Raw genomic sequence first — 23,531 nt, 5'->3', positions numbered from 1 at the left:
ATCCTCTTTTTAACGCTAAACGATTCTTCGCCGCTAAAGGACGGCGAGGCTGTTTATGCTTGTTGGACACGGTTAATCAGCATAAAAATGAGTTCCACGAGTTCCAAAATATTTTTGGGATCTTTACCTGTAATAGTATAGATCTTATTTAATCTATAGTTCAATGTATTCCTGTGGATCATGAGTCTGCTGGCGGTTTCATTGGCGTTAAGATTGCAGTTGAGATAAACTTGAAGTGTTTTGATTAATTCATCATTATTTTCGAGTAAATGGGTCAGCCGTTCTGCCTTTGGATCATTCTTTTGTAGCTTCGCCATATCGGCTATGAATTCACATTGGGAATACATAATCGTTTTCTCGTTGAAATAGATACCCTTCAGAACACGCATAGCAGATTTGGCTTGTTGAAATCCATCAGAAATAGTGTCGTTCATTTTACTAATTGAAATGAGAGCATTCGGATGCTGATTTCTCATGATTTGGTGCAGAGATTCACACTTATCTGCTTCCTGAATGAGTAAGCAAAGCGTATGTTTAGACATTTTAAAGGAGGATAAGCTTATATTGATATCTTCATTAACCTCATTAGGTGACTCTATATATAGAATTTGGGTAGGTTTTGTTAACTGTAGGCCATAGATTAATGCTTGGTTCATTATTTCTTTGGTGTAAGTGGTGTCTGAGTTAATAATCAAACTGAAAAATTCCTGCTTTAGGTTATTCTTTAAGTTCTCCTTTTCTAATGTGATGCTTTGATTGATCAATAAAATGACAGCAGATTTTAAGAGGTTTCCGAAGGGTCGCGTTTCTTGTACTTCACCACTAATTCCTACCACTCCGACAATATGGCCATTCAATTCAATCGGTAAGTTAATACCCTTCTTTACAAATTGCTCATCTGTATGAATCTCCACAATGGTTCTCTGGTTTATAGCTTCCAATGCACCATGATGCAGTGTACCAATTCTTTCTTTATTTCCGCTTCCAATGATCATGCCCGTATGATCCATAATATTAATGTTATAGGGAATATCCTTCATCATTCTATCAACAATGATCTGGGCCTGATGATGCTCCAACTCATACATAGCTGCATCTCCTTCCTAAAGTATAAGTACGAAACAACCATTCTCGTGTAACCATTAGTGTGCAAGGTCAAGTTTCTTATGAAATTATACCAATGATTAATGGTCTTATATAGAAGTATGGCTATAAGATAGGGCTTTGAATAATATTATTTTAAAGTGTATTATATGAAGGTGAAAATATCAGATTGTAAGGGGTGAATCATGTTGGCTAAAAAATCATCTCAATTCTGGGCCTTGCTTTTATTCTCAATTGGCGTATTTATGGCGCAGCTGGATAACGGAATCATTAGTTCAGCGCTCACAACCATTAATCGTTCTTTTGATGTGACGGATAACTGGGGCGCATGGGGGATAACCATTTATACATTAGGTTTAGCGATTAGCTTACCGATTGTAGGTAAACTCTCCGACAGGTACGGAAGGAAGAAGTTATTTATTATTGAAATTATTTTATTTGGAATTGGTTCATCATTAGTAGCCCTTAGCCCATCATTTGGATTTTATTTAGCTGCGCGCTTCATTCAAGCACTGGGTGGCGGGGGTATTTTCATTATCGGGAACTCCCATATTTTAAGTACTGTTGAGCCAAGCAAGCAGGCCAAATATTTAGGACTTTTAGGTGCAATGAACGGGGTAGCGGCAGTATTAGGACCAAACGTTGGTTCATTCTTACTTGATTTAACGGGAAATTGGCATATTTTATTTTTAATTAACGTGCCTATTGCCATTGTGTTGTTTATTCTTGCCTTTATGAAGCTAAAAGAATCGGCAGATCCAAGTCCGGGTCGTTTAGATTTAATGGGAACCATTATTTTATCATTCGCTATTCTTTCGATTATGTACGGATTAACAAACATTGATATTGATTTCTTGGCAAGCTTTACGAAGCTTAACGTGTCAGGATTTATTGGAGCAGGAATTGTGTTATTTATCCTGTTAGTAATTTATGAATCTAGATTAGAACGAAAAGAAAAGGGTGACCCTATTCTACCTATACACTTAATTAAGCAGCCTCGTTTCTTAATGGTGCTTCTAATTGGTGCTTTATCAGGTGGGATTTTAGCGGGTATGATTTTCATCCCAGCCTTCACAGAAAATGTACTGGGGATTACGGCTGAGAAATCAGGTTATTGGATGACACCACTTGCATTAGCAGCAGGGGTTGGTGCTGGATTAGGTGGTGTACTTGTTAGTAAGCGTGGCCCAGTATTTACAGTGATTATGTCTGGGTTGATTGCAGCCATCGGATTTGCCTTATTCCCGTTATGGATTGAATCGGAATGGCAATTTGTTGTCTCAAGTATGATTGCAGGTGTCGGCATTGGTGTTATTTTAGGTGCACCGTTAAATATTCTTGCCACAGAAGGGTTGAAATCTGATAAGGGTACTGCTCTTGCTTCTTTATCCTTACTCCGCCAAATTGGGATGACCATCGCTCCAACCATTTATGCAGGCTTTATTGCACGTGGCTATAACAATATGGGTAATCTTTTTAAGAATGATTTCCAGGATGTATTACAGAACAACATTGCACAGGCCTCTTTATCACCGGATGCACTAGGTGAATTAGCACAGATTGGTCAGCAGATGGCTTCCGGCTCGGGTTCGTTCGATTCAAATCAAATGAATGAAATCGTCGGTTCAATCCAAGATCCAGCATTAAAAGAAGTGATCCTAAACAGTGTTTCTGAAATCACCAAAATGGCAGCACAGAATGGGTACGGTGGGTTATACTGGTCAGCAGCTATTTTAGGTGTACTCATCATTGTGGCTTCTTTAATATTAATACCATTACGTGAGAAAGGTACTGTGTCTCGCGGGGAGTAGGAGATAAAAGTATGAAAAGTCAGTTCCTTGGGAACTGACTTTTTGTGTATCTCATGATCTTCTAACCTCTATAAAGTCGCTTTAACTTTGAGTAATAATTTCATGAAGATCTCACTCTCTTCTTCAGACAGACCATGAGTAATACTCTGTTCTACTTCCATAAATATTTTGTTGAATTCTTCAACGAGATTGCTCCCTTTTTCCAATAAGTATATTTTTTTTTGTCGCTCGTTATCTTCAGGGATGACCCGCTTGATATAGCCCTTTTTCTCCAGTCCTTGAAGCATGCTGGTAATGGTGGCTCCTTTACGGTTAAAATGGACTGCTAAATCTTTCTGGATGACACCTTTGTCCTGATTCTCAAAGATATATCCCATCATCTGCCCTTGCTGAGCGTTCAGATCCAATTCTGACAATCGGATATTAGCCATGCTTCTAATTTTCATTCCGATCGTTACAATCACATCTGAATAGGGGGTATGAAAGGTTTGTTCTGTCATTCTACAGCCGACTCCCTTCGTATAGTTAGATTTCTAATTATACGTAATATTAATAGTTAGGGGAGTGACTGTCAAATGTAATAGCGACAACCTACTTAATTAGACTGTTGACAGTTAGAAATCTAACTGTTATATTTCAATTTATAAAAAGTATATTCATTACAGGAGGAAAATACAATGATTACTGCAATTACGAATGCGCGTATTTTTGATGGGGAGAAAGTGATCCAAGCCAATACAGTTCTGATTGAAGGAGACAAAGTTATATCGGTTGGAGGGGAAATACCAGAGTATGCGACCATTATAGATGCGGATGGTGGGACGCTGCTTCCAGGTCTAATCGATGCTCATGTTCACACATCTGTAGATGGTCTACGAGACGCACTGAAATTTGGAGTTACAACGGAACTGGAAATGATGGGCGGGTTCACGAAAAAAGGCCGTGCGACACAATTGAAAGGGATAGAAGATATTGCTGATGTACGATCTGCCGGAATGGGCGTTACACCTCCTGGGGGACATCCTGATGAACTAATGCCAGGAGATGGGGAAATCCCAGACTTTGTTCTAAAAGAATCAGAGAAAATGAGCGAGGAAGATCGTAACGCCATGCTGGCCGCTCACGCACATGATCATGGAGAAGCTCCTACGGTATCAACCCGAGAAGAAGCAATAGCATTCGTGGAAGAACAAGTTAGAGACGGAGCTGACTATATCAAGATTATGATCGAAGAAGGGACAGTATTAGCAGCGCCCGGATTACCTGTCTTGAGCCAAGATATTCTAAGCGCGGCTGTAGAAGAAGCACATCGTCATCACAAGATTGCGATTGCTCATGTATTAACTGTAGAATCTTCCCGGCAAGCCATAGAAGTTGGAGTAGAAGGACTCGCGCACTTATTCATCGACCGTCCTGAAACGACTCCGGATTTAGTGAAAATGATCGCGGAGGCTGGAGCTTTTGTTACACCATGTCTCGTCTTGAACTCTTCAATTATCGGTAAACCAGCATCGGAAATGGCGATTGATCCACGTGTGAGGTCCAAGCTCAGTCCAGAATGGATTGATACGTTGAATTCCAGCTTTAATACCTATCCGCAAGGAAGTATGGAAGATAATTATCGGAATGTAATGGATCTACACCGTGCAGGTGTTGATATCTTGGTGGGTACGGATGTTTCTGTACCGGTTCCAACGTTGGGCGGACTTGCCCATGGAGTTAGCGTACACCACGAAATGGAGTTGTTGGTGGAAGCGGGATTCACAGCTGTAGAAGCCCTTCAGTCCGCTACTTCAAAAACGGCCCGTCGGTTCAGCTTGGATGACCGCGGACGTATTGTAGAAGGGGCAAGAGCGGACTTAGTATTGGTTGATGGTGACCCAACAATTAATATCTCGGATACGTTATCGATCCGTGAAGTATGGTTACGTGGTTCTCGGCAAATAGGAGAGTAATATCATGAGCTATATTACCGCAAGTCTCTTTAAATAAAATCAACTGAAAACTAAGAGCGCGTACCTAATAGGTAGCGCTCTTAGTTTTATTTCTGGTAAGAGATTTAAGGGAATTCTTGAAAGTACACACGATGTACACAGGATTACTTTATACTGAGTCTTGTAAGAACAAATGGGGATATCGTATACATGTGATTCACATATGGGTATAAGTATTAATAAGATTCCCCTAAGCTTACGTTATGTAACAAAAATGCGGATAGATGTGGAGTGTACAGTAATGGAACGAAGTATATTGTTAGTTGAAGATGATATGCTTATGCGAGAATTTATAACGGATTATTTCGAAAAGGAACACTGGAAAGTGTATGAAGCGGAGAACGGAAGAATCGCACTTGAGATTTTCGAACAGACTTCTGTGGATCTGATTGTTCTAGATATTATGATGCCAGAAATGGATGGATGGTCCGTATGTAGAAGCATTCGCAAGAAGTCAGACGTACCGATTATTATTATTACCGCAAGGTCAGAAGACGATGATCAAATGTTAGGATTCGAGCTGGGTGCTGATGAATATGTGACGAAGCCCTTAAGTCCAAGGGTATTGGTAGCCCGCGCTACGGCACTAATGAAAAGAGCAGAAGGGACTATCGGAAATGAAGGCGATATCTTTAGCTATGGTGACTTAGTCGTGAATAGAATGGCACATACGGTATCGGTAACGGGAATGACAGTTAATTTATCACCCAAAGAGTATGACTTACTTCTCTTTCTCACCAAGCACTATGATAAGGTCTTGTCACGAGAATATATTCTCGACACAGTTTGGGGCTACGATTATGTGGGAGATTTACGTACAGTAGACACCCATATCAAAAAACTAAGAGCCAAGCTCGGAGATGAAGGTCGATATATACGCACTGTCATTCGTGCAGGGTATAAGTTTGAGTTAGAAGTATGAGAAGACACGGTGTAGTTCTAAAACTTTTCATTGTAACGTCGGTTATGATTTTGGTTGTTTTTTCGTTAGTGCTACTTGCAGAGGGATTGTTCTTTGAGCGATTTTATCGTACGTCTAAGATCCAAACATTAGAGCAAAATATCAATCAATTCGTGGATCAATTCAACCAATCTGAGTCCAAAGAACGATCAATTTCCCCGCTGTTCGGTACATTTATGAATCACAATGATGTGAGTACTGCCATCTTGAATAATCAGTGGGAACGAACAACCCTAAATCCTTATTTCTTGGAGATTCAAGATGACACTAAGTCCATTACTATTCTTATTCCAACAAATGGACTGACAATGGATACTATTCCGCAAGGAATTGAAATTGGCGATAATCTGGTGGTAGATGGGATCTTCATGGATGAGAAGGATACCATTATGCATCCTGTGGTCGTACAGCAGATAGATTCGGATCTTGAAGAGGGCTTGCAACGAGTGGAAGGGAAGATAACGAATTTGATGTTGCCTGATCGGCGATCGTACAATCCTCTTTATCAGGATACCCTTATAGATGATGCTTTGCTGGATCTAAAGTCAGAAGCAGAACAATCTCTTTCTACCTTAAAGAACGGTTCTCTTGTTCAGATGAATTGGAGTGATAAATGGAGTGGTGTCCAATACATTGTTCTAATCCGATCATTATCTGAAGGTAAGAATGGGAGTGGTTATTTAATGGTCATGACCTCTCTGCAGCCGGTCGGGGAAGCTGTCGGGATACTCAAGCAATATTTTGTTTATATGGCACCTATTATTCTTATACTCGTGATTATTCTATCCTTTATTTATTCCAAAATTGTCTCACGTCCGTTAGTAATGTTAAGCCGCTCAGCTGTGCGACTAGCTAATCTAGACTTTACGGTACAGCCACAAATCGATTCAAAGGATGAATTTGGGGAGTTATCGCGTAATATGATTGCGTTATCGCACAATTTAGATGCAGCCTTGAAGGATCTCACCGATGCCAATATAAAGTTACAGGAGGATATGGAAGAAAAACAGCGATCCGAACAGCTTCGTAAAGAACTGATCGCGAACATCTCCCATGAGTTGAAAACTCCTTTAGGCATTGTTAAAGGCTTCGCTGAAGGGCTACAGGATGGTGTTGCGACCGATAAAAGAGACCGGTACCTTGCCATGATTGTGAATGAAACGGATCGTATGAATGCATTAATTATGGATATGTTAGAGCTCTCCAAATTTGAAGTTAAAGCTGTTCGGTTGCATCCTAGAAGTATATCTATGACAAACCTTATTCAGAATATGGTCGATTCCTTCTCTCAACAGTTGGAGAGTAAGCACCTTCAGATTAAGGTAAACCTCGAAGAGGAAGAACTATTCGTTGAGGCCGATCCTAGAAGGCTCGAACAGGTTGTTCTGAATTTATTAAGTAATGCTATACGGTATGCAGTGGAGAATAGCGTCATTACAATCTGCATCAGAAGGACCATTGCTGGAAAAGTAAACACAGTGATTGAGAACATCGGACCGCACATTGCCAAGGAGGACCTGAGTCGAATATGGGATCAGTTCTATCGCGTTGAACGTTCACGGGATCGTAGATCGGGAGGAACAGGTCTAGGGCTCACGATCGTTAAACATATTCTGGAACTTCATGAGAGTGAGTTCGGTGTGGTAAATACGAATTCAGGCGTCGAATTTTCTTTTAAATTAAATGAAAGCAGGAGAGAAATCAATGAACAATAAAAAAATGATGTATGTTATATGTGCGCTATGTGCGCTACTTCTGACCAGTGCTTGTAGCACAGAATCCGACAAAGGATCTAACAATGGATCAACAACGGGGACCGTAACGACGCAGCCTTCCGAACCATCGGACAACATAGAAACTAAACCATCTGAACAAAATGAACCAACAAAACAAACCGAGCCAACTGAACCAATTAAACAATCGGAACCAGTCAAACCAACTGAAAGTAAACAAGAGAATACCAAGCCTCAAAAGGACAATTCGGTAGAATCCGATAAAGAAATATTAGTTATTATCGATCAGACTCCCAAGCCAATTGAGGGAAATAGTTTTGATTTTGGTGTGAAACAGATTCCGGAAGGATATGCTCTAGCTGAATTACAGTGGATTTCTAAGGATAATACGATTATAAATTCTATCCAAGAAGCGATTGAAAATGGAGCGAACGGTGGAGATGGATTCTACATTAGTGGTAACGGACAATATACTGGGTTCTTCTATCCAGATTCGATGAAAGGTGAGGAAGGTCAAATCATTTTTCTATTCAAGAATGATCAAGGCAAGGAATTAACTTGGAAAAAGAAACTAACATTGATTTAATAGGGATGGAATGTGACTGGATTATTTGATCATAATTGGTAAGATAAGGTTACGGAGTATAATTAGATAATGGCCAATCAGGATTAGTTCATAGGTAGCAACTCTGGTATACAAGAAGTCTCTCGGAAAGGGGTGCAGTGCATGAACAAAATGGATCGTTTGTTAGCCATAGTGCTTGAGCTGCAGCGTAATGAAGTGTTACGAGCCGAGGATTTGGCCGCTATATTTGAAACAAGCGTGAGAACAATCTATAGGGATATTCAGGCTTTAAGTGAAGCCGGTGTATCCGTGATAGGGGCGCCAGGGCAGGGATACTCCTTACTGGAGGGGTATTTCCTACCGCCCGTTAGTTTCACAGTGGATGAAGCTGTGACGTTACTCATTGGGATAGATTTTATCGAGCAGTCATTTGATGCCCATTATGTCAGTAAGTCTCGAAATTCGAGAGCGAAGATCGAAGCCATCTTGCCGGAACCGATCCGCAAAGAGGCATCCCGGATTCGTAAGGGCTTTCGTTTGTTTTCATCCCCTGAAGATGTATCTCGAATACAAGCAAAGGCATACTTGGAAGCGATCCGCGGAGCGATGCTGGAGGAAAAAAAATAAGATTCCACTATTCTAAAAGTACTGCTGAGGCTGACGGGAACCGTCAAAGTGTTCGTACAGTTGCACCATATGGTATTGTGCTTCATCTAGGGGCATGGGTACTTATCGCATGGTGCGAATTGCGTGAAGGCATTCGGCATTTCCGGTTGTCTCGAATGACGGATCTTCGTGTATTGGAAGCTGGATTTAAGTTGTCATCAGATTTTGATTTGAATGTATACCGGCCAACAGATGATCGCAACATTCGTGTTCGCATCCATGTCCAACCTGACATTGCCGATAAGGTAAAGGAATCGAACAACTTCTATACAGAAGCCATAGAGGAACATAAGGATGGGCTGTTGATGACCCTTCGTGTTCGACAGCCTGAGGAATTACTGCATTGGGTGTTCAGTTGGGGAAGTGGCGTGGAGGTGCTGGAGCCGGAATCCTTCCGACATCGAGTTAGAAATGAACTGGAGAACATGTTGAAACGCTACTGACATAAAGGTGTCAGTAGCGTTTTTGTATACTTAGATAAAAAGATGACTAAGGAGACAAAGCATTATGATTACAACAAAGGATGCATTACAACGTTTTGAGGATACGGTGACACATTATATTCATGAGCTGGATCCAATTAATCTGGAGCAACTGAAGCAAAGGCCAAGTGACAATGAGTGGTCCATCGGGCAGATGGTACAACATCTTATTAACTCAGCACTGTATATGCAACTTCGTAACCTAGAGCAATGTTTAGTACCAAGTCAAGATCAACCCGTGCCTCAAGCGGGAAAAACGGAGAGAGGTGTGGCTGTATTTGCTCAAGGAAGTTTCCCACCCATTCGTATTCAGGTTCCGCCTTCTGCGCAGTATACACCTGAACAGCCTGAGAACAAAGAGCAACTAATTCAAGGGTTATACACGGTCCTCCAGAGAATGAAAGAGATTGAACCAACCCTTGTACAAGTGTCCAAAGAACATACAATACCCCATCCGTCATTTGGTGGACTGTGTGCGGAGGAATGGTTTCTGCTTGTTGAAATGCATTACCGTCATCATCTTCTGCAGCTGGACCGTTTAAAACAAATGCTCAGCGTGAGTTAGACCACATAAAGTTCATGCACAACAAAAGACGAAGCCAACGTAATCGATGGCTTCGTCTTTTAATTTATATACCTTAAAATTGATTCATTTTCTTGTACTGCTTATGCTTTTTCTTCAACCGTTTTCTTCGCTTTCAAGGGCATAAACAATGTGATGATAAACGCGACGATGGCTAGAATCGTCATGAAGTAATAGGCATCACTTGCCCCTAAAATGGATGAAAGGGATTTAAGTAGCTCAGTAGCAGTTGAAGGGTTATCCTGCATCACTGTTGCTGCATGGCTTGTTGACTGCACTGTGTAAATGGTGATTACGACAGCCGTACCAATCGCTCCAGCAATTTGGCGAACGGTATTATTCACTGCTGTACCGTGCGTACCAAGTTGTTTGGGTAATGCGTTGAGTCCCGCCGTATTGAGTGGCATAGTGATGAAGCTTAACCCAATCCGAAGACCGATCGTACGAATCATTAAATACATATACGTTGTCGATTCAGATAAATCTGTTACGGCCCACATCGATGGGATAATAAAGATTAACCCAATAATAAAGAGTGGTTTCGCACCAAAGCGATCGTATAGTTTACCAGTGACAGGTGACATAAACGCATTCACAAGTGCACCTGGTAGTAATAAAAGTCCTGCATCAAAAGCTGTGAATCCGCGACCTTGTTGTAGATAAATAGGTAATAAGATCATATCTGCGTACATCATCATGGTGACTAATACATTTATAAGAGATGTCATCGTAAAGATTTTATTTTTAAATACAGATAGGTTTAACAGTGGATCATTGGACTTAATTTGTCGAATACAGAAGATACCCGTTACAATGATCCCAATCACTAATGACAGTATCACAATGATATTGTCCCAACCTTTACTACCCGCACTACTGAATCCGTATAGAATGAGGCCAAATCCGATAGTTGATAAAAGAACACTAAACACATCAAGCTTCGCTTTCGACGTTTCGGATACATTCACTAAATATTTCATTGCCAGCAAAATGATAATGATGACAAATGGTATTATGCCGATAAATAACCAGCGCCAAGAGTGATATTCGATGACAAATCCCGCAAGGGTTGGTCCAATAGCAGGAGCAAATATCATCGCCAGACCAAGGAGTCCCATGGCACTACCACGTTTTTCAACTGGGAAAATCGCAAGAACTACACTCATCATGAGTGGCATGATAATCCCTGCACCCGCAGCTTGAATCATACGTCCAGCTAGTAGCATACTAAAGTTGGGTGCCGCTGCACAAACAATAGAACCCACTAATAGAAATAGCATGGAGCTTATGAATAATTGACGCGTTGTAAAACGTTTCATTAAATAGGCTGTAGTAGGAATCATTATTCCGTTGACAAGCATAAAGCCCGTTGAAATCCATTGTACGGTTGTTGCCGATACTTGAAATACGTCCATTAAATTACTTAATGCGACATTTAATAGCGTTTGATTCAAAGTGGATAAGAAGCAACCAATGATAAAAATGGTTATTAATATCTTTTTATTTATTTTTTTATCGTCTTCTTGCATAGATGTGAAAACCTCTCTTCATTGCTTTTTCGACATAGTGTCAATAAAATAGATCATATCAGTATTTAAGAAAATTGCCTATTTACAATTTATTTAAAAGTGTTGACTAATCGACAGAATCAATTGATTTGTCAATGAAGTAAACAATAATCGATAATAGAGGGATGAAATGTCTACCCATAAAAAAGAAGATCCACGTACCATTCGTTCAAAAAAGATGCTAAAAAATGCGGTTTTTTCCTTATTAGCGGATAATATTGAAATCTCTCAGTTGACCGTTCAGAAGATTGCGAACTGTGCAGAACTAAATCGTGCCACGTTTTATTTGCATTACGAGGATATTAATGACTTATTACGCCAGATTGTACATGAAATCTTTGATGATCTATCTATGAAAATGGAACCATTATTACAAGTGAAGAGTAGCACCCAACAGGACCAGTTAGTAACCTTTTTGGATTGTATTTATGAATATCGAAAAGTGTTTGGGGTATTGATTGAGAACAAAGGATTCAAAAACAACTTGTTTAATTTAATAAAAAGCACGATAGAAAGGCGTAGAAAAATGAGAAATATTAAACTTACGAAGGAAGAGGTTTCGGTTGATATTATAGCATCTTCACTCTTGGGTATTATTATGTGGTGGATTAAGGATGGTACTCAATTTAGCTCAGAATACATCGCAGGTCAGATTACCTTGATGTACAACAAGAGGCATATGTAAGGAACTTATTGTCTTTAAATAAGATGTATATGATGAAATCTGAAAAGCTAAAAACCATGTCGGGTGTATTTACCCAACATGGTTTTTGTCGATCGCGGTATCATATCGGAGATAGATAACATCTCTTTTTGAAAGTTATATAAGCGATTCTGCTTTTATTTGGATGGTGGATGTATGTACTTGGCTAGCTTCAAGTAATTGGATACCTTGTCCAATGTTCAACCCATTTACTGGAGCCATCCAAGGTTCAATACATACAAAGGATTTTCCTTGCAATGCCCATAACACCATATACTGATATACATCCTCAGAGGTGATTGTCACTTTCAGCTGTCTGGCATGATCAATCATCTCACATTGATTCGATTGTAGTTGATCATAAATGACATTAGACTCGGGTTGATTAAAGTTAAACTTACCCTGCGCCATACTATGGGGTATCATTTCATTGCAATGAGATGAAGGAATGTTTAATTCGAGACGATCTTTATCTGCTACATAGAAATAAGGGTGGTAACCTAAATAGAAGGGCATCACTTTATGATCCAGATTATGAATGGTAGCTTGTATGTCTAGTCCATCCTTAGTAAGTGTATATTGCATGACCAGTCTGAAATGGAAAGGGTATCTCTCATAGGTTTCTTCATTACCTACGATTTCTAGAGTGACTGAAGCACTGTGTTCATCAGTAGACGTATGGATGACCTTAGCTGGTAGATTACGCGCGAATCCGTGTTGTTTTAGATGATAGGCGGTGTCATTGTACGTGTAAGTCTCATCCTCTAAGTAGCTACTAATAGGAAACAAAATAGGATTACCACCGCGTATATTCTTTGAGGTATCCTCTAATGTTTCTTGTTCCAGATAAAAAATGGGTTCATTATTATGTACATATTTACTAATAATAGCTCCCCGTTCAGGGACCACTTCAACATAAATGTTACGCTCCTCATTGGATAGAACATAGGTCTCAAAATGGTCTTGCTTCGTGTAATAAGTAAACATAATCTTCCTCCTCAACGGTAATTATATTAAGAGCAATGACGACCTAATAGGTTCATAAATCATAAACATATTATACATTAAATTACCACACCTCACATTTGATTAATGGTAGAATAGGAGTAGAACAGGAACTGAAAAGGAGTACGATATGGCGGAATTCGTCTATAAGCAAATTATTGATGACCTCAAGACAAAAATCTTTGCCGGACAATTTGCCAACATGAGATTGCCCGATGAGCGCAGCCTTAGTGAAGCTTACCAGGTTAGCCGTAGTTCCGTGAAGCGTGCGCTGACTAAGATGGAGCATGATGGAATTATTTTTAAAAAGCAAGGGTCGGGAACATTCATTAACCCTTTATATATAAAGAATGAATCGATCTTCAATTACGAAGGGTCAAATTTAGGCGTCACCGACAATTTCCATATGCACGGGATCAAACCTACAACCAAGGTACTCAATTTCGAGGTTATTCCACCAACGGAGGAGTTACAGCGTGATTTGTTCCTAGAGCCCCATGATTTTGTTTATAAGATCATTCGCTTGCGGTTGTTTGATGAAGAACCCTTTATGATTGAAACAGGCTACATTCCGATCAAAATTGTTCAAAATCTGAACCAGACCATTATCGAAGGGTCCATATTCAATTACTTGGAGGAAGCCCATAATCTGGCTGTCACCAAGTCGTTTTTATCTATATTTGCAGAGCCTTCCACCGCTACGGATCAAGAACTTCTGCGTCTGAAAGAAAATGAACCCGTCGGGATCATGGAGGGGATTTTTTTCTTGGATAATGGTACTCCATTCGAGTTTTCCCATATGCGATTCCACTACAAATATATGAAATTCAATACGTTTGTCTCGGTGAAAGACTGAAGAATGCTTCGGTCTTCTTTTTTTGGCATAATTTACTGTGATTTATTCATAAAAGAACCTTAAATTAGTAGAAATATGAATTGTTTTTATCCATTATTCATACTATGTTCAATATTTCACATAATTGGACCGTATCAATTTCCTGAAAAAACGTTATGATATAAATATAACAACGTGAAATGTTTCACAATTGAACGTATATAAAAATAGATGGAGAGTGGAAGAAATGGGACTAACAACACAATTGGATTACTCATCTAAAACATATTTAGCTAAGGTCGATGCTTATTGGCGCGCAACCAACTACCTCTCAGTAGGTCAGTTATATTTGAAGGACAATCCGTTGTTACAAGCACCATTACAAGAGTCGGATGTTAAGATTAAGCCTATTGGACACTGGGGGACAATTCCGGGTCAGAACTTTATATATGCGCATCTAAATCGCGTGATTAACAAATATGATTTGAACATGCTCTATATTGAAGGACCTGGACATGGGGGTCAAGTTATGGTTTCAAATTCGTATCTTGATGGAAGCTATACTGAAATATACCCGCAAATCACACAAGATATTCCGGGCATGAAGAAGTTGTTCAAACAGTTCTCTTTCCCTGGCGGTATTGCTTCCCATGCTGCTCCTGAAACACCGGGATCCATTCATGAAGGCGGCGAGTTAGGATATTCGCTCTCCCACGGTGCAGGGGCGATATTGGATCATCCAGATCTAATCTCTGCGGTTGTTGTAGGAGATGGCGAAGCAGAAACGGGGCCATTAGCAGCTTCATGGTTCTCCAACAGATTCATTAACCCAGTGACAGATGGTGCTGTGTTGCCGATCCTCCATCTTAATGGATTCAAGATCAGTAACCCAACGATTCTATCCCGTCAGTCGAACGAAGAAATAACTTCTTACTTCAAGGGAATGGGCTGGGAACCGTTCTTTGTGGAAGGATCAGATCCGGATTTAATGCATCCAGAAATGGCGAAGGTTCTTGATACCATCGTCGAGAAAATCGCAGCCATTCAAAACAATGCACGTGAAAATAATGACCTTACCCGCCCTGTATGGCCAATGCTCGTCTTCCGTTCTCCTAAAGGTTGGACAGGTCCAAAAGAGTGGGATCAAGTACCAAATGAAGGTTCATTCCGCGCCCATCAGGTTCCTATTCCAGTTGACCAAAAAAATATGAAGCATGCACCTGCCTTAATAGAATGGTTGAAAAGCTATAAGCCAGAAGAATGTTTCGATGACAATGGTCGTCTAAAACCTGAAATTGCTGAAATCATGCCTAAGGGTGACAGACGCATGGGAATGAATCCCGTGTCTAACGCGGGTAACCTTATTAAAGATTTGCGGTTACCGGATTTCCGGGATTATGTCCTTGATAACTCCACTCCAGGCAAAGTGATTGCGCAAGATATGGCTGTCTTAGGAAAATACGTTAGAGATGTAGTCAGTCTAAATGAAGATAACCGTAATTTCAGAATCTTCGGACCAGATGAAACGATGTCTAACCGTTTGGCACCTGTATTTGAAGTTACAAAACGTCAATGGATGGACCAAATTATCGAACCTAACGATGAGTTCCTTGCTCCTTATGGCCGCATAATTGATTCGCAATTATCCGAACATCAGGCAGAAGGTTTACTCGAAGGTTACGTGTTAACGGGACGTCATGGTTTCTTTGCAAGTTATGAAGCCTTCTTGCGGGTAGTTGACTCGATGATTACACAACACTTTAAGTGGTTGCGTAAGGCAACGGACCAAGAATGGCGTACGGATATCCCATCGTTAAATATCGTAGCAACTTCTACGGTGTTCCAACAGGATCATAACGGATATACTCACCAAGATCCGGGGTTACTCGGCCATTTGGCAGACAAGAAGCCAGAATTTATCCGTGAATATTTACCGTCGGATGCGAACTCCTTGCTAGCTGTATTTGATACGATCTTGAACGACCGCCAGAAGATTAACCTTATCGTATCTTCCAAACATCCACGTCCACAATGGTTTAGTGCAGATGAAGCGAAGATATTGGTGGATAAAGGCTTGAAGATCATTGACTGGGCAAGTACGGATCATGATGGAGAGCCTGATGTAGTATTTGCTTCCGCAGGAACCGAGCCAACGATGGAGAGCTTGGCTGCCATCTCCATTCTGCATGAGAAATTACCACAACTGAAGATTCGTTATATTAACGTGGTTGACTTGTTGAAGCTGAGAAGTCAGAAGCTTGACCCACGTGGTCTATCTGACAAGGAGTTCGATCACTATTTCACACAAGATAAACCTGTGATCTTCGCTTTCCACGGTTATGAAGGACTCATTAAGGACCTGTTCTTTGATCGTCACAACCATAATCTTCATGTCCATGGATACCGCGAGAATGGCGATATCACGACCCCATTTGATATGCGGGTATTGAATCAAATGGACCGTTTTGACTTAGTGAAGGAAGCAGTGTTGAGCTTGTCAGATGCAGACCAATATACAGCAATTGCGAATGAAATGGATGCTACGATTAAGAAACATCATGAATACATCCGTGAAGAAGGTACTGATTTGCCGGAAGTAGAAAACTGGGTATGGAAAGAATTGAAATAATATTTCTTTATCTAATTCATGTAATTTGAGAGCATGTAGAAGGATCCGCTGAGGGGCGGGTCCTTCTTTTGTATTTATTATGAACATGTTCATGACGATATCCGAGTATAATGAGATTATTGGTTTATTTCAGGAAAATATTACAGAATATTATGCAGAAACCTATTTCGGACAAACACCGTCATTAGTATGCAATAACATGATCTTGGAGGGTGCATGGTGGAAAAAAGAGAAAGATTTACTTATCTTGAACTATTAAGGGGTATCACAATGCTGGCGGTATTGGCGATCCATTCGACGTCATATGCAATCATGGAGCTATCGAAGGATTCATTCCTTTATCCCTTTTATCACATTATTAACACTGCTTCTCATTTTGCCGTGCCCGCTTTTCTTTTCTTGAGCGCACTTCTGCTTTTCTATCACTACGACGACGGTACAAAGCAAAATTGGCTCGTTTTTTACCGGAAGCGCCTGAAGACAATCATCGTTCCCTACTTACTCTGGTCCTTTTTTTATTTAGTTATTGTTATGCATATTCAGCAAATGTCTGTGGGAGAGGGTCTATGGCGTTATGTAAAGGGGCTGCTAATCGGTGACAACTACGCCCATCTGTACTTCATCGTTATCATTGCCCAATTTTACTTACTGTTTCCGCTCTTTCATATATTACTTCGGAATAGGTTCGTCAAGAGTCATCCGCTGTTATGCGGCGCCATATTCCAAATTGCCTTTTATATATTGAACCATTACATTTTCCATATGAGCAAGGTTGGTACATTTATCGGATCGTACCTGCTCTATTTATTCTTGGGTGCTTATGCGGCCGGGAAATTCAAAGCAGGGGGTAAACTCTGGCGGCAACGTTCCCTTTATTTCGGATTCGTTATCTCCGGCATTGTCTATGTAGGCCAAATGTGGCTACTGAGAACGAATCCGCACTGGATCCCGCAACCTTATCTTTCTTATCTTAACTTTGTGTCCGACTACACCTATGTTGCAATTTGCTGCTTAGTGCTGATGCAGGTCGCGTTACTACTTGAGGGGGGACATCTTCATTTTTTACGCAAAGCCCTATTCTCCATTGGAACGTGCTCGTTCGGTATTTACTTCATCCATCCGTTCTTCTTGCTTTTATGGCGGCAAAAAGTGATGACTCATGGAGTGATATCCTATCATCTGTTAACAATAGCAGGTGGATTAGTCGCATTGACGCTTTCATGGCTCATTACCATGGTTATTCAGAAAACAAGCCTTGGAATATACATTGTTGGCAAATCTGACGTTCGCAGACGATCACCGGCGATCCAAACGGACACGACCAAAAGCACCTGATGACACGCATCAGGTGCTTTTTTCTCCAAAAAAAAAAAGATAAATATTGAGATTATTGTTAAAAATAATGGGGTAGGGTTAGACATAAGGAACAGGCTTGTCTATATGCCACACAATTATTACAATGCATAGGAGTACAATAGTTATGGATCTGAAAAATAACGAAGAGAAGGTTATGGCGATGACAAAGATAGATGAAAGATTAGAAGCAAGTTGGAATTTTGAAAATAGTTATACTCGTCTGCCACAATTATTTGCTAGCCACACTAACCCAACGCCAGTGAAATCGCCACAGTTAGTTATTCTCAATGAGAAGTTGGCAACATCCTTAGGGTTAAGCATCAAGGCATTACAAAGTGAAGAAGGCGTAGCGGTGCTTGCTGGAAACAGCATACCGGAAGGTGCGGAGCCCATTGCTCAAGCTTACGCAGGGCATCAATTTGGGAACTTCACGATGTTAGGCGATGGACGGGCTGTTCTACTTGGTGAGCAGATAACGCCAGAAGGAGATCGCTTGGACATCCAACTAAAGGGAGCAGGGCGAACACCATACTCCCGCGGAGGGGATGGTCGAGCTTCACTTGGACCGATGCTACGCGAGTACATCATTAGTGAAGCCATGCATGGGCTAGGTATTCCTACAACTCGGAGCTTAGCGGTAGTGGCGACGGGTGAATCCGTCATCCGTGAACAAGATTTGCCGAGTGCCATTCTTACTCGCATCGCTGCTAGTCATTTGCGCGTAGGTACTTTTGAATATGTATCCCAATGGGGGGATGTTGAAGATATTAGAGTTCTTGCCGATTATACATTACAAAGGCATTTTTCATCTATAAAAGAGGACAACAATCGCTATCTCCATTTACTTCAAGAAGTCATCAAACGTCAGGCGAAGTTGATTGCCAAGTGGCAGTTGGTAGGCTTTATTCATGGGGTAATGAATACAGATAATATGGCGATTAGTGGAGAAACGATTGATTATGGTCCGTGTGCATTTATGGATACCTTTGATCCTGCCACTGTGTTTAGCTCCATTGATAGACAAGGTCGTTACGCCTTTGGCAACCAGCCGAATATTGGGGGTTGGAATCTTACAAGATTTGCAGAAGCCCTTGTACCCTTACTTCATGATGATCAATCTGAAGCTATCGAATTGGCTGAGAATGCGTTAGCAGAATATGCAACGTTGTATTATGATACCTGGCTTGCTGGAATGGGATCCAAGCTTGGCATATTTAAAGTCGAAGAACAGGATGAGAATTTTATTAAAGATCTCCTCGATATGATGAAAAAATATCAAGCGGACTATACGAATACTTTTCTTGCTTTAACCTTTGATACGGCGAAGGAAACAGTTCTGTCTGGCACGCCAGAGTTTACTCAGTGGTATACGTTGTGGCAGGAGAGACTTGAGCGGCAACAGGAATTGAAGGATGAAGCACATGAGTTGATGAGAAACAGCAACCCAGCGATTATTCCTCGCAATCATCGCGTAGAAGAGGCATTAGAAGCTGCAGTGAATTGTGGAGATTACAGTGTCATGGAACAATTATTAGAGGCACTTGATAATCCCTATGCACACACACCAGAACAGGCTGTTTACGCTACGTTACCGGTGGAGTCTAATCGTCCTTATAGAACTTATTGTGGAACATGATAAGTTACTGGATTTATATAACTTCTAACAATCGGATACAATTGTATGATGGGCTGCCTGTCATTATGAAGGCGGACTTTTTTCTGAAATGCTAAATTCTCGGTATATTCCCAGCGCGGGGAGCATTTGATCATTAGCCTAAAAAATAACAGTAGAGAAGGTATTTAAATGTTAAAAAAACTCGCAAATAGAGTGTACTATATGCCCCATTATTCAGAAACTGACCGTCCCACATTGGGGTTAATTTGTGGGGATACCTTCAGCTTGATCGTTGATTCAGGGAATTCACCTGCACATGCAATGGATTTCCTCAATGAAGTCAAAAAAATGGATATCGCACCTGTAAATTTTCTAGTCATTACACATTGGCATTGGGACCATATATTTGGTATTCATACGATGGGATTATTAACAATTAGTTATGAAGAAACGAAGAAAAAGATAAATAATTTGAAAACTCTAAAATGGGATGACACTTCACTAGACTCGCGCGTTGGAACGGGTGAAGAAATTGAGTTTTGTAGAGATATGATAAAACGTGAAATGCCTACACGAGATGATTTGAAATTGAAGGCGCCAGATTTATCCTTTAATAATAAGATCGAGGTTGATTTGGGTGGCGTGTCCTGTGTAGTTGAGCATGTTGGTGGGGTTCACGCAGAGGATTCATGCATTATTTATATTCCTGAAGAGAAAGTTATGTTTCTAGGTGATTGTATATATCAGGACTTTTACAGCGGAGCATGGAGCTACAACAAAGATGAACTTTACATCCTATTAGATAAAATAAAAAAGTACGAAGTAAATTATTATGTGACAGGGCATCAAGATCCAAAGACGTACGTAGAAATGTGGACGTTTTTGGATGAGTTAACTAGGATCGGAGAAATTGCGGGTAAAGAAATAGACCTTGAGAAAGCTGTTACTAGATTTAACGAAGTACGAAAGACAGCACCCAATAAAGAACAACTCGAGTATATTGAAAACTTTGTAAGTGGTAATCGCAAACTAGTTTAAATTTTTCCACACCGTCATTTGAGGATCAAATACTAACTAATCGTGATATGGGAGGTGCATGGACATGCTCATTTCTAACCACCTAGAACAATATAAATCGACAATACTCTCGCTACCGAAGGATTCCTCGTTAACTAGGGAGGATCTGCAGGTGGATAAGCTTCTAATGAAGCGTAGCGGTGAAATTGAGATGTACTATGCACCACATAATGAGTACATGAATCCTTTTGCAAAGGTAATCATTTTAGGGTTAACCCCTGGTTTTACACAAATGAGGATTGCTATACAAGAAGCGATTATAGGCCTCAAAGCGGGTCTTTCAGATGAAGAGGTCTGCAAAAAAGCTAAAGAAGTGGCGAGATTCGCGGGTTCCATGCGGAATACGTTAATTCATATGCTAGATACACTAAAACTCCATCAATATTTGAATCTGTCCTCAAGTGCTGAATTGTTTCAGGAGGAGCAAGCTATACTGCATACCACCTCTTTATTACGGTTTCCCGTATTTGTAGGTAAGAAAAATTATAGCGGAGCTCATCCCAATTTACTCTCCAACTCGTTACTTAGAGAATATGGGCTAACGTCTTTAGAGGAGGAGCTAGGGTTCCTGAGCCAAGCTTTAATTATTCCTCTAGGAAAAACAGTGGAAGGAATGCTTCAGCTTTTGGTGTCTGAGGGCAGGCTAGATCCACGGCGCTGTTTATGGGGATTTCCTCATCCATCTGGAGCAAACGGACACCGATTTAAGCAGTTTTCCAGCCATCAAGACGACTTGACAAAGACGCTGCAAGATCATTTATGGAACAACTGAGCTCATTCATATGAAATCAAAGAAATAATGGATGACATAAAAAAATATCGGGATGAACGTAAAATGTGGTAGATACACCGACTGTACTTTTGGCGTAAAGCAAAGATATAAGATCGATCGCCCTACTTATGATACGTTGAACCGTATTATTAGGTAGGTTTTTTTACATACACTTGGAGGTCTATTTCTACTGATAGATTTTCTATGGTTAATCTATCCATTTACATCAATTAGTAGAATCATAGACTAAGATACAAGCGTTATTGCTTCTTCAGCAATATATATATGTTGTATGTAAATATTGTTGGAGGTTGATCACATGAGAAAGAGAATTTCATCAATGAAAAGAATTAAACGTAATCCTAGCAAAATAACGAAAAAGGTAAGAAAGCCAAAAAGAATTCGTATCAGACAAGCAAATGCGTACGAATTACAAGTATTTAGATTGGTAAATGAAGAACGAACAAGTCGGGGTATTGCTGCACTAACTCTTAATTCAACGCTAACAGATCTAGCGATTTTGAAATCAAGAGATATGAGAGACAACAATTATTTCGGTCATACTTCTCCAACCTATGGAACTCCGGGGGAAATGTTAGATCGTTTTGGGGTCAATAATCGCGCTTATGGAGAAAATATTGCAGCAGGTCAAGCAACACCTGAAGATGTGATGAGAGTATGGATGAATAGTACAGGTCATAGAGCCAATATTCTGGATCCTCGCTTTACGGATATTGGAGTTGGGTACGTAGCAGGAACTGAAACAAGTCGATATCGAACGTATTGGACACAATTGTTTATTCAGAAACCGTAATCCAAAAAAATAAAAAAGGCATACTGAATAGTTGTATTCAGTATGCCTTTTGAGTGTCTGAGCTTGCCTCGAAGGATGTATCACCACTGTTCATTAAGATACATTCCATAGATATTACTTATTGAAATCCATCTGAAGCAGTCGAACTGGCTCAGGATGCGCTATCAGAATATACTACGCTATATGTTTCGCCCTTCTCCTGCTCCTTATGCTGATTCCATACTTGTTTGATCTCTTCGGTTAATTGGCGCCAAGGCGTTTCTTCTGAGGATATACAATTCCCATAGTGCCAGCGTCTTTAACGTATCGTCATCAAATAAATCAAAGGTGCTAAATAATCATTCCACATAAATGTAAATGTAAAATTAGCAAAGGTAGATAAGCCTGCTGCGGATAATGGCATAACGATTCTCCAGAAGATAGTCCACTCGCTATTACCATCTACTCGAGCAGCTTCATTCAGTTCATGAGGCCTACATATTCCACAAATTCTTGCGCAGCGAAAAGGAAAGTGATGATTGGGATCGGATTCTTAGAAACCTTCGTGATCCGCAGATGACTTTTTGAACAAGCTCTAAAAGTAGGCTTCGAAGTAGTCATAATATAAGATGTTTGTGAGTATTATGGAGAATACGGTTGCCTGGTATTTAAATTCTGAATAGGGTAGATAAATTGGCGATTATTTAACAAATAACGAAAAGAGTTGAGTATGATGGGATTAAACTGGCATGAAGATTTTATTTTTAATCTGGCAAGTCTTGTCCGTCCAAAGGTATATGTGGAACTAGGAATACAGCAATGTAGGCTTTTTAATCGAATAATTCCTCTGGCTGAACGCTTGATAGGAGTGGATGTTACCCCAGATTCAGGTAATTATATGGGAAAGTCAAACAATGTTCAATTTTTTAATGGTGCCACACAGGAATTTGCTAAGGAATTAGAGGTTAACCCTTTGCAAATTGATATGTTATTCATCGATGCAGATCATTCAAAAGAAGCAGTGTTACAAGACTTCAGGGCCTTCTTCCCATTTGTTGTACCACATGGATTAATCTTATTGCATGATACGCATCCTGAAAATGAGCATATGATGCACCCATCTTTGTGTGAGACTGCCTATCAAGCAGTTGAAGAATTATCTAAGGAAACAGAATTGTATGAAATGATGACGATCCCGATTTCGCCAGGATTAACGATTTGTAGAAAACGTCAGATGCAATTATCGTGGAAGGAAAAGTAAATGAGGATCTAAATGGTT

20 protein-coding genes and 1 pseudogene are annotated in these 23,531 nt (G+C 40.3%); 16 read left to right on the top strand and 5 right to left on the bottom strand.

Features of this window, described 5'->3' with window-relative positions:
• Positions 1-53: 53 nt before the first annotated feature.
• On the bottom strand, positions 54-1,088 hold the full coding sequence (locus AC1D7X_RS09540; protein WP_495456560.1) for a CdaR family transcriptional regulator: 1,035 nt from the start codon (positions 1,086-1,088) through the stop codon (positions 54-56).
• 201 nt (positions 1,089-1,289) lie between these two features.
• Between AC1D7X_RS09540 and AC1D7X_RS09535 the strand changes: the two genes are divergently transcribed.
• The gene (locus AC1D7X_RS09535; RefSeq protein WP_495456559.1) at positions 1,290-2,915 is read left to right on the top strand and encodes an MFS transporter; all 1,626 of its coding nucleotides are present in this window, start codon (positions 1,290-1,292) and stop codon (positions 2,913-2,915) included.
• Between the two features lie 68 nt (positions 2,916-2,983).
• On the opposite strand, the gene AC1D7X_RS09530 is transcribed toward AC1D7X_RS09535, so the two are convergent.
• Complete coding sequence (locus AC1D7X_RS09530; RefSeq protein ID WP_495456558.1) at positions 2,984-3,415, bottom strand: MarR family winged helix-turn-helix transcriptional regulator; 432 nt, start codon at positions 3,413-3,415, stop codon at positions 2,984-2,986.
• Positions 3,416-3,592: 177 nt separating this feature from the next.
• On the opposite strand from AC1D7X_RS09530, the gene AC1D7X_RS09525 reads away from it, so the two are divergent.
• From AC1D7X_RS09525 to AC1D7X_RS09500, 6 genes and pseudogenes are all read left to right on the top strand, one after another.
• Positions 3,593-4,870 (top strand): amidohydrolase family protein, encoded by a 1,278-nt coding sequence (locus AC1D7X_RS09525; RefSeq protein WP_495475094.1) that lies wholly within the window; start codon positions 3,593-3,595, stop codon positions 4,868-4,870.
• Positions 4,871-5,150: 280 nt separating this feature from the next.
• Positions 5,151-5,831 (top strand): response regulator transcription factor, encoded by a 681-nt coding sequence (locus AC1D7X_RS09520; protein ID WP_495475093.1) that lies wholly within the window; start codon positions 5,151-5,153, stop codon positions 5,829-5,831.
• Positions 5,828-7,585 carry a HAMP domain-containing sensor histidine kinase gene (locus AC1D7X_RS09515; protein WP_495475092.1) on the top strand — a complete coding sequence of 586 codons (1,758 nt, stop codon included), beginning with the start codon at positions 5,828-5,830 and terminating at the stop codon, positions 7,583-7,585. Before AC1D7X_RS09520 ends, AC1D7X_RS09515 begins: the two co-directional genes overlap by 4 nt.
• On the top strand, positions 7,575-8,189 hold the full coding sequence (locus AC1D7X_RS09510) for a hypothetical protein (RefSeq protein ID WP_495456554.1): 615 nt from the start codon (positions 7,575-7,577) through the stop codon (positions 8,187-8,189). Before AC1D7X_RS09515 ends, AC1D7X_RS09510 begins: the two co-directional genes overlap by 11 nt.
• A 141-nt stretch (positions 8,190-8,330) precedes the next feature.
• A pseudogene (locus AC1D7X_RS09505) lies at positions 8,331-9,277 on the top strand (helix-turn-helix transcriptional regulator).
• A 67-nt stretch (positions 9,278-9,344) separates the two neighbouring features.
• Complete coding sequence (locus AC1D7X_RS09500) at positions 9,345-9,881, top strand: DinB family protein (RefSeq protein WP_495456652.1); 537 nt, start codon at positions 9,345-9,347, stop codon at positions 9,879-9,881.
• Between the two features lie 101 nt (positions 9,882-9,982).
• Here AC1D7X_RS09500 and AC1D7X_RS09495 read toward each other — a convergent pair whose 3' ends face one another.
• Entirely contained in the window at positions 9,983-11,428 is a 1,446-nt protein-coding gene (locus AC1D7X_RS09495; RefSeq protein ID WP_495456552.1) for a DHA2 family efflux MFS transporter permease subunit, read from the bottom strand.
• Positions 11,429-11,597: 169 nt separating this feature from the next.
• Between AC1D7X_RS09495 and AC1D7X_RS09490 the strand changes: the two genes are divergently transcribed.
• Entirely contained in the window at positions 11,598-12,152 is a 555-nt protein-coding gene (locus tag AC1D7X_RS09490) for a TetR/AcrR family transcriptional regulator (RefSeq protein WP_495456551.1), read from the top strand.
• Positions 12,153-12,287: 135 nt separating this feature from the next.
• On the opposite strand, the gene AC1D7X_RS09485 is transcribed toward AC1D7X_RS09490, so the two are convergent.
• The gene (locus AC1D7X_RS09485) at positions 12,288-13,157 is read right to left on the bottom strand and encodes an aldose epimerase family protein (RefSeq protein WP_495456550.1); all 870 of its coding nucleotides are present in this window, start codon (positions 13,155-13,157) and stop codon (positions 12,288-12,290) included.
• Between the two features lie 148 nt (positions 13,158-13,305).
• On the opposite strand from AC1D7X_RS09485, the gene AC1D7X_RS09480 reads away from it, so the two are divergent.
• The 7 genes from AC1D7X_RS09480 to AC1D7X_RS09450 all read left to right on the top strand — a co-directional run bounded on the left by AC1D7X_RS09480 (position 13,306) and on the right by AC1D7X_RS09450 (position 22,273).
• Positions 13,306-14,031, top strand: coding sequence for a GntR family transcriptional regulator (locus AC1D7X_RS09480; RefSeq protein WP_495456549.1), 726 nt, complete (start codon positions 13,306-13,308; stop codon positions 14,029-14,031).
• Between the two features lie 226 nt (positions 14,032-14,257).
• Positions 14,258-16,639 (top strand): phosphoketolase family protein, encoded by a 2,382-nt coding sequence (locus AC1D7X_RS09475; protein WP_495456548.1) that lies wholly within the window; start codon positions 14,258-14,260, stop codon positions 16,637-16,639.
• A 216-nt stretch (positions 16,640-16,855) separates the two neighbouring features.
• A complete protein-coding gene (locus AC1D7X_RS09470; protein ID WP_495475091.1) occupies positions 16,856-17,974 on the top strand; it encodes an acyltransferase in 1,119 nt (372 codons plus the stop codon).
• 181 nt (positions 17,975-18,155) lie between these two features.
• Positions 18,156-19,631, top strand: coding sequence for a protein adenylyltransferase SelO (locus tag AC1D7X_RS09465; protein ID WP_495456651.1), 1,476 nt, complete (start codon positions 18,156-18,158; stop codon positions 19,629-19,631).
• Positions 19,632-19,799: 168 nt separating this feature from the next.
• Positions 19,800-20,648, top strand: a complete 849-nt coding sequence (locus AC1D7X_RS09460; protein ID WP_495456545.1) for an MBL fold metallo-hydrolase — start codon at positions 19,800-19,802, stop codon at positions 20,646-20,648.
• A 64-nt stretch (positions 20,649-20,712) separates the two neighbouring features.
• The gene (locus tag AC1D7X_RS09455) at positions 20,713-21,459 is read left to right on the top strand and encodes a hypothetical protein (RefSeq protein ID WP_495475090.1); all 747 of its coding nucleotides are present in this window, start codon (positions 20,713-20,715) and stop codon (positions 21,457-21,459) included.
• Positions 21,460-21,778: 319 nt separating this feature from the next.
• Entirely contained in the window at positions 21,779-22,273 is a 495-nt protein-coding gene (locus tag AC1D7X_RS09450; RefSeq protein WP_495456543.1) for a CAP domain-containing protein, read from the top strand.
• Between the two features lie 298 nt (positions 22,274-22,571).
• Here AC1D7X_RS09450 and AC1D7X_RS09445 read toward each other — a convergent pair whose 3' ends face one another.
• Complete coding sequence (locus tag AC1D7X_RS09445) at positions 22,572-22,694, bottom strand: hypothetical protein (protein ID WP_495475129.1); 123 nt, start codon at positions 22,692-22,694, stop codon at positions 22,572-22,574.
• A gap of 288 nt (positions 22,695-22,982) precedes the next feature.
• Here AC1D7X_RS09445 and AC1D7X_RS09440 point away from each other — a divergent pair, with 288 nt between their 5' ends.
• Positions 22,983-23,513: a class I SAM-dependent methyltransferase gene (locus AC1D7X_RS09440; protein ID WP_495475089.1), complete on the top strand. Its 531-nt coding sequence runs from the start codon at positions 22,983-22,985 to the stop codon at positions 23,511-23,513.
• Positions 23,514-23,531: the final 18 nt, after the last annotated feature.

It is taken from the genome of Paenibacillus sp. Y568 (assembly GCF_059445545.1).
Note: the sequence above shows the minus strand (reverse complement) of the source record. Positions and strands in the feature narration are given on the sequence as shown.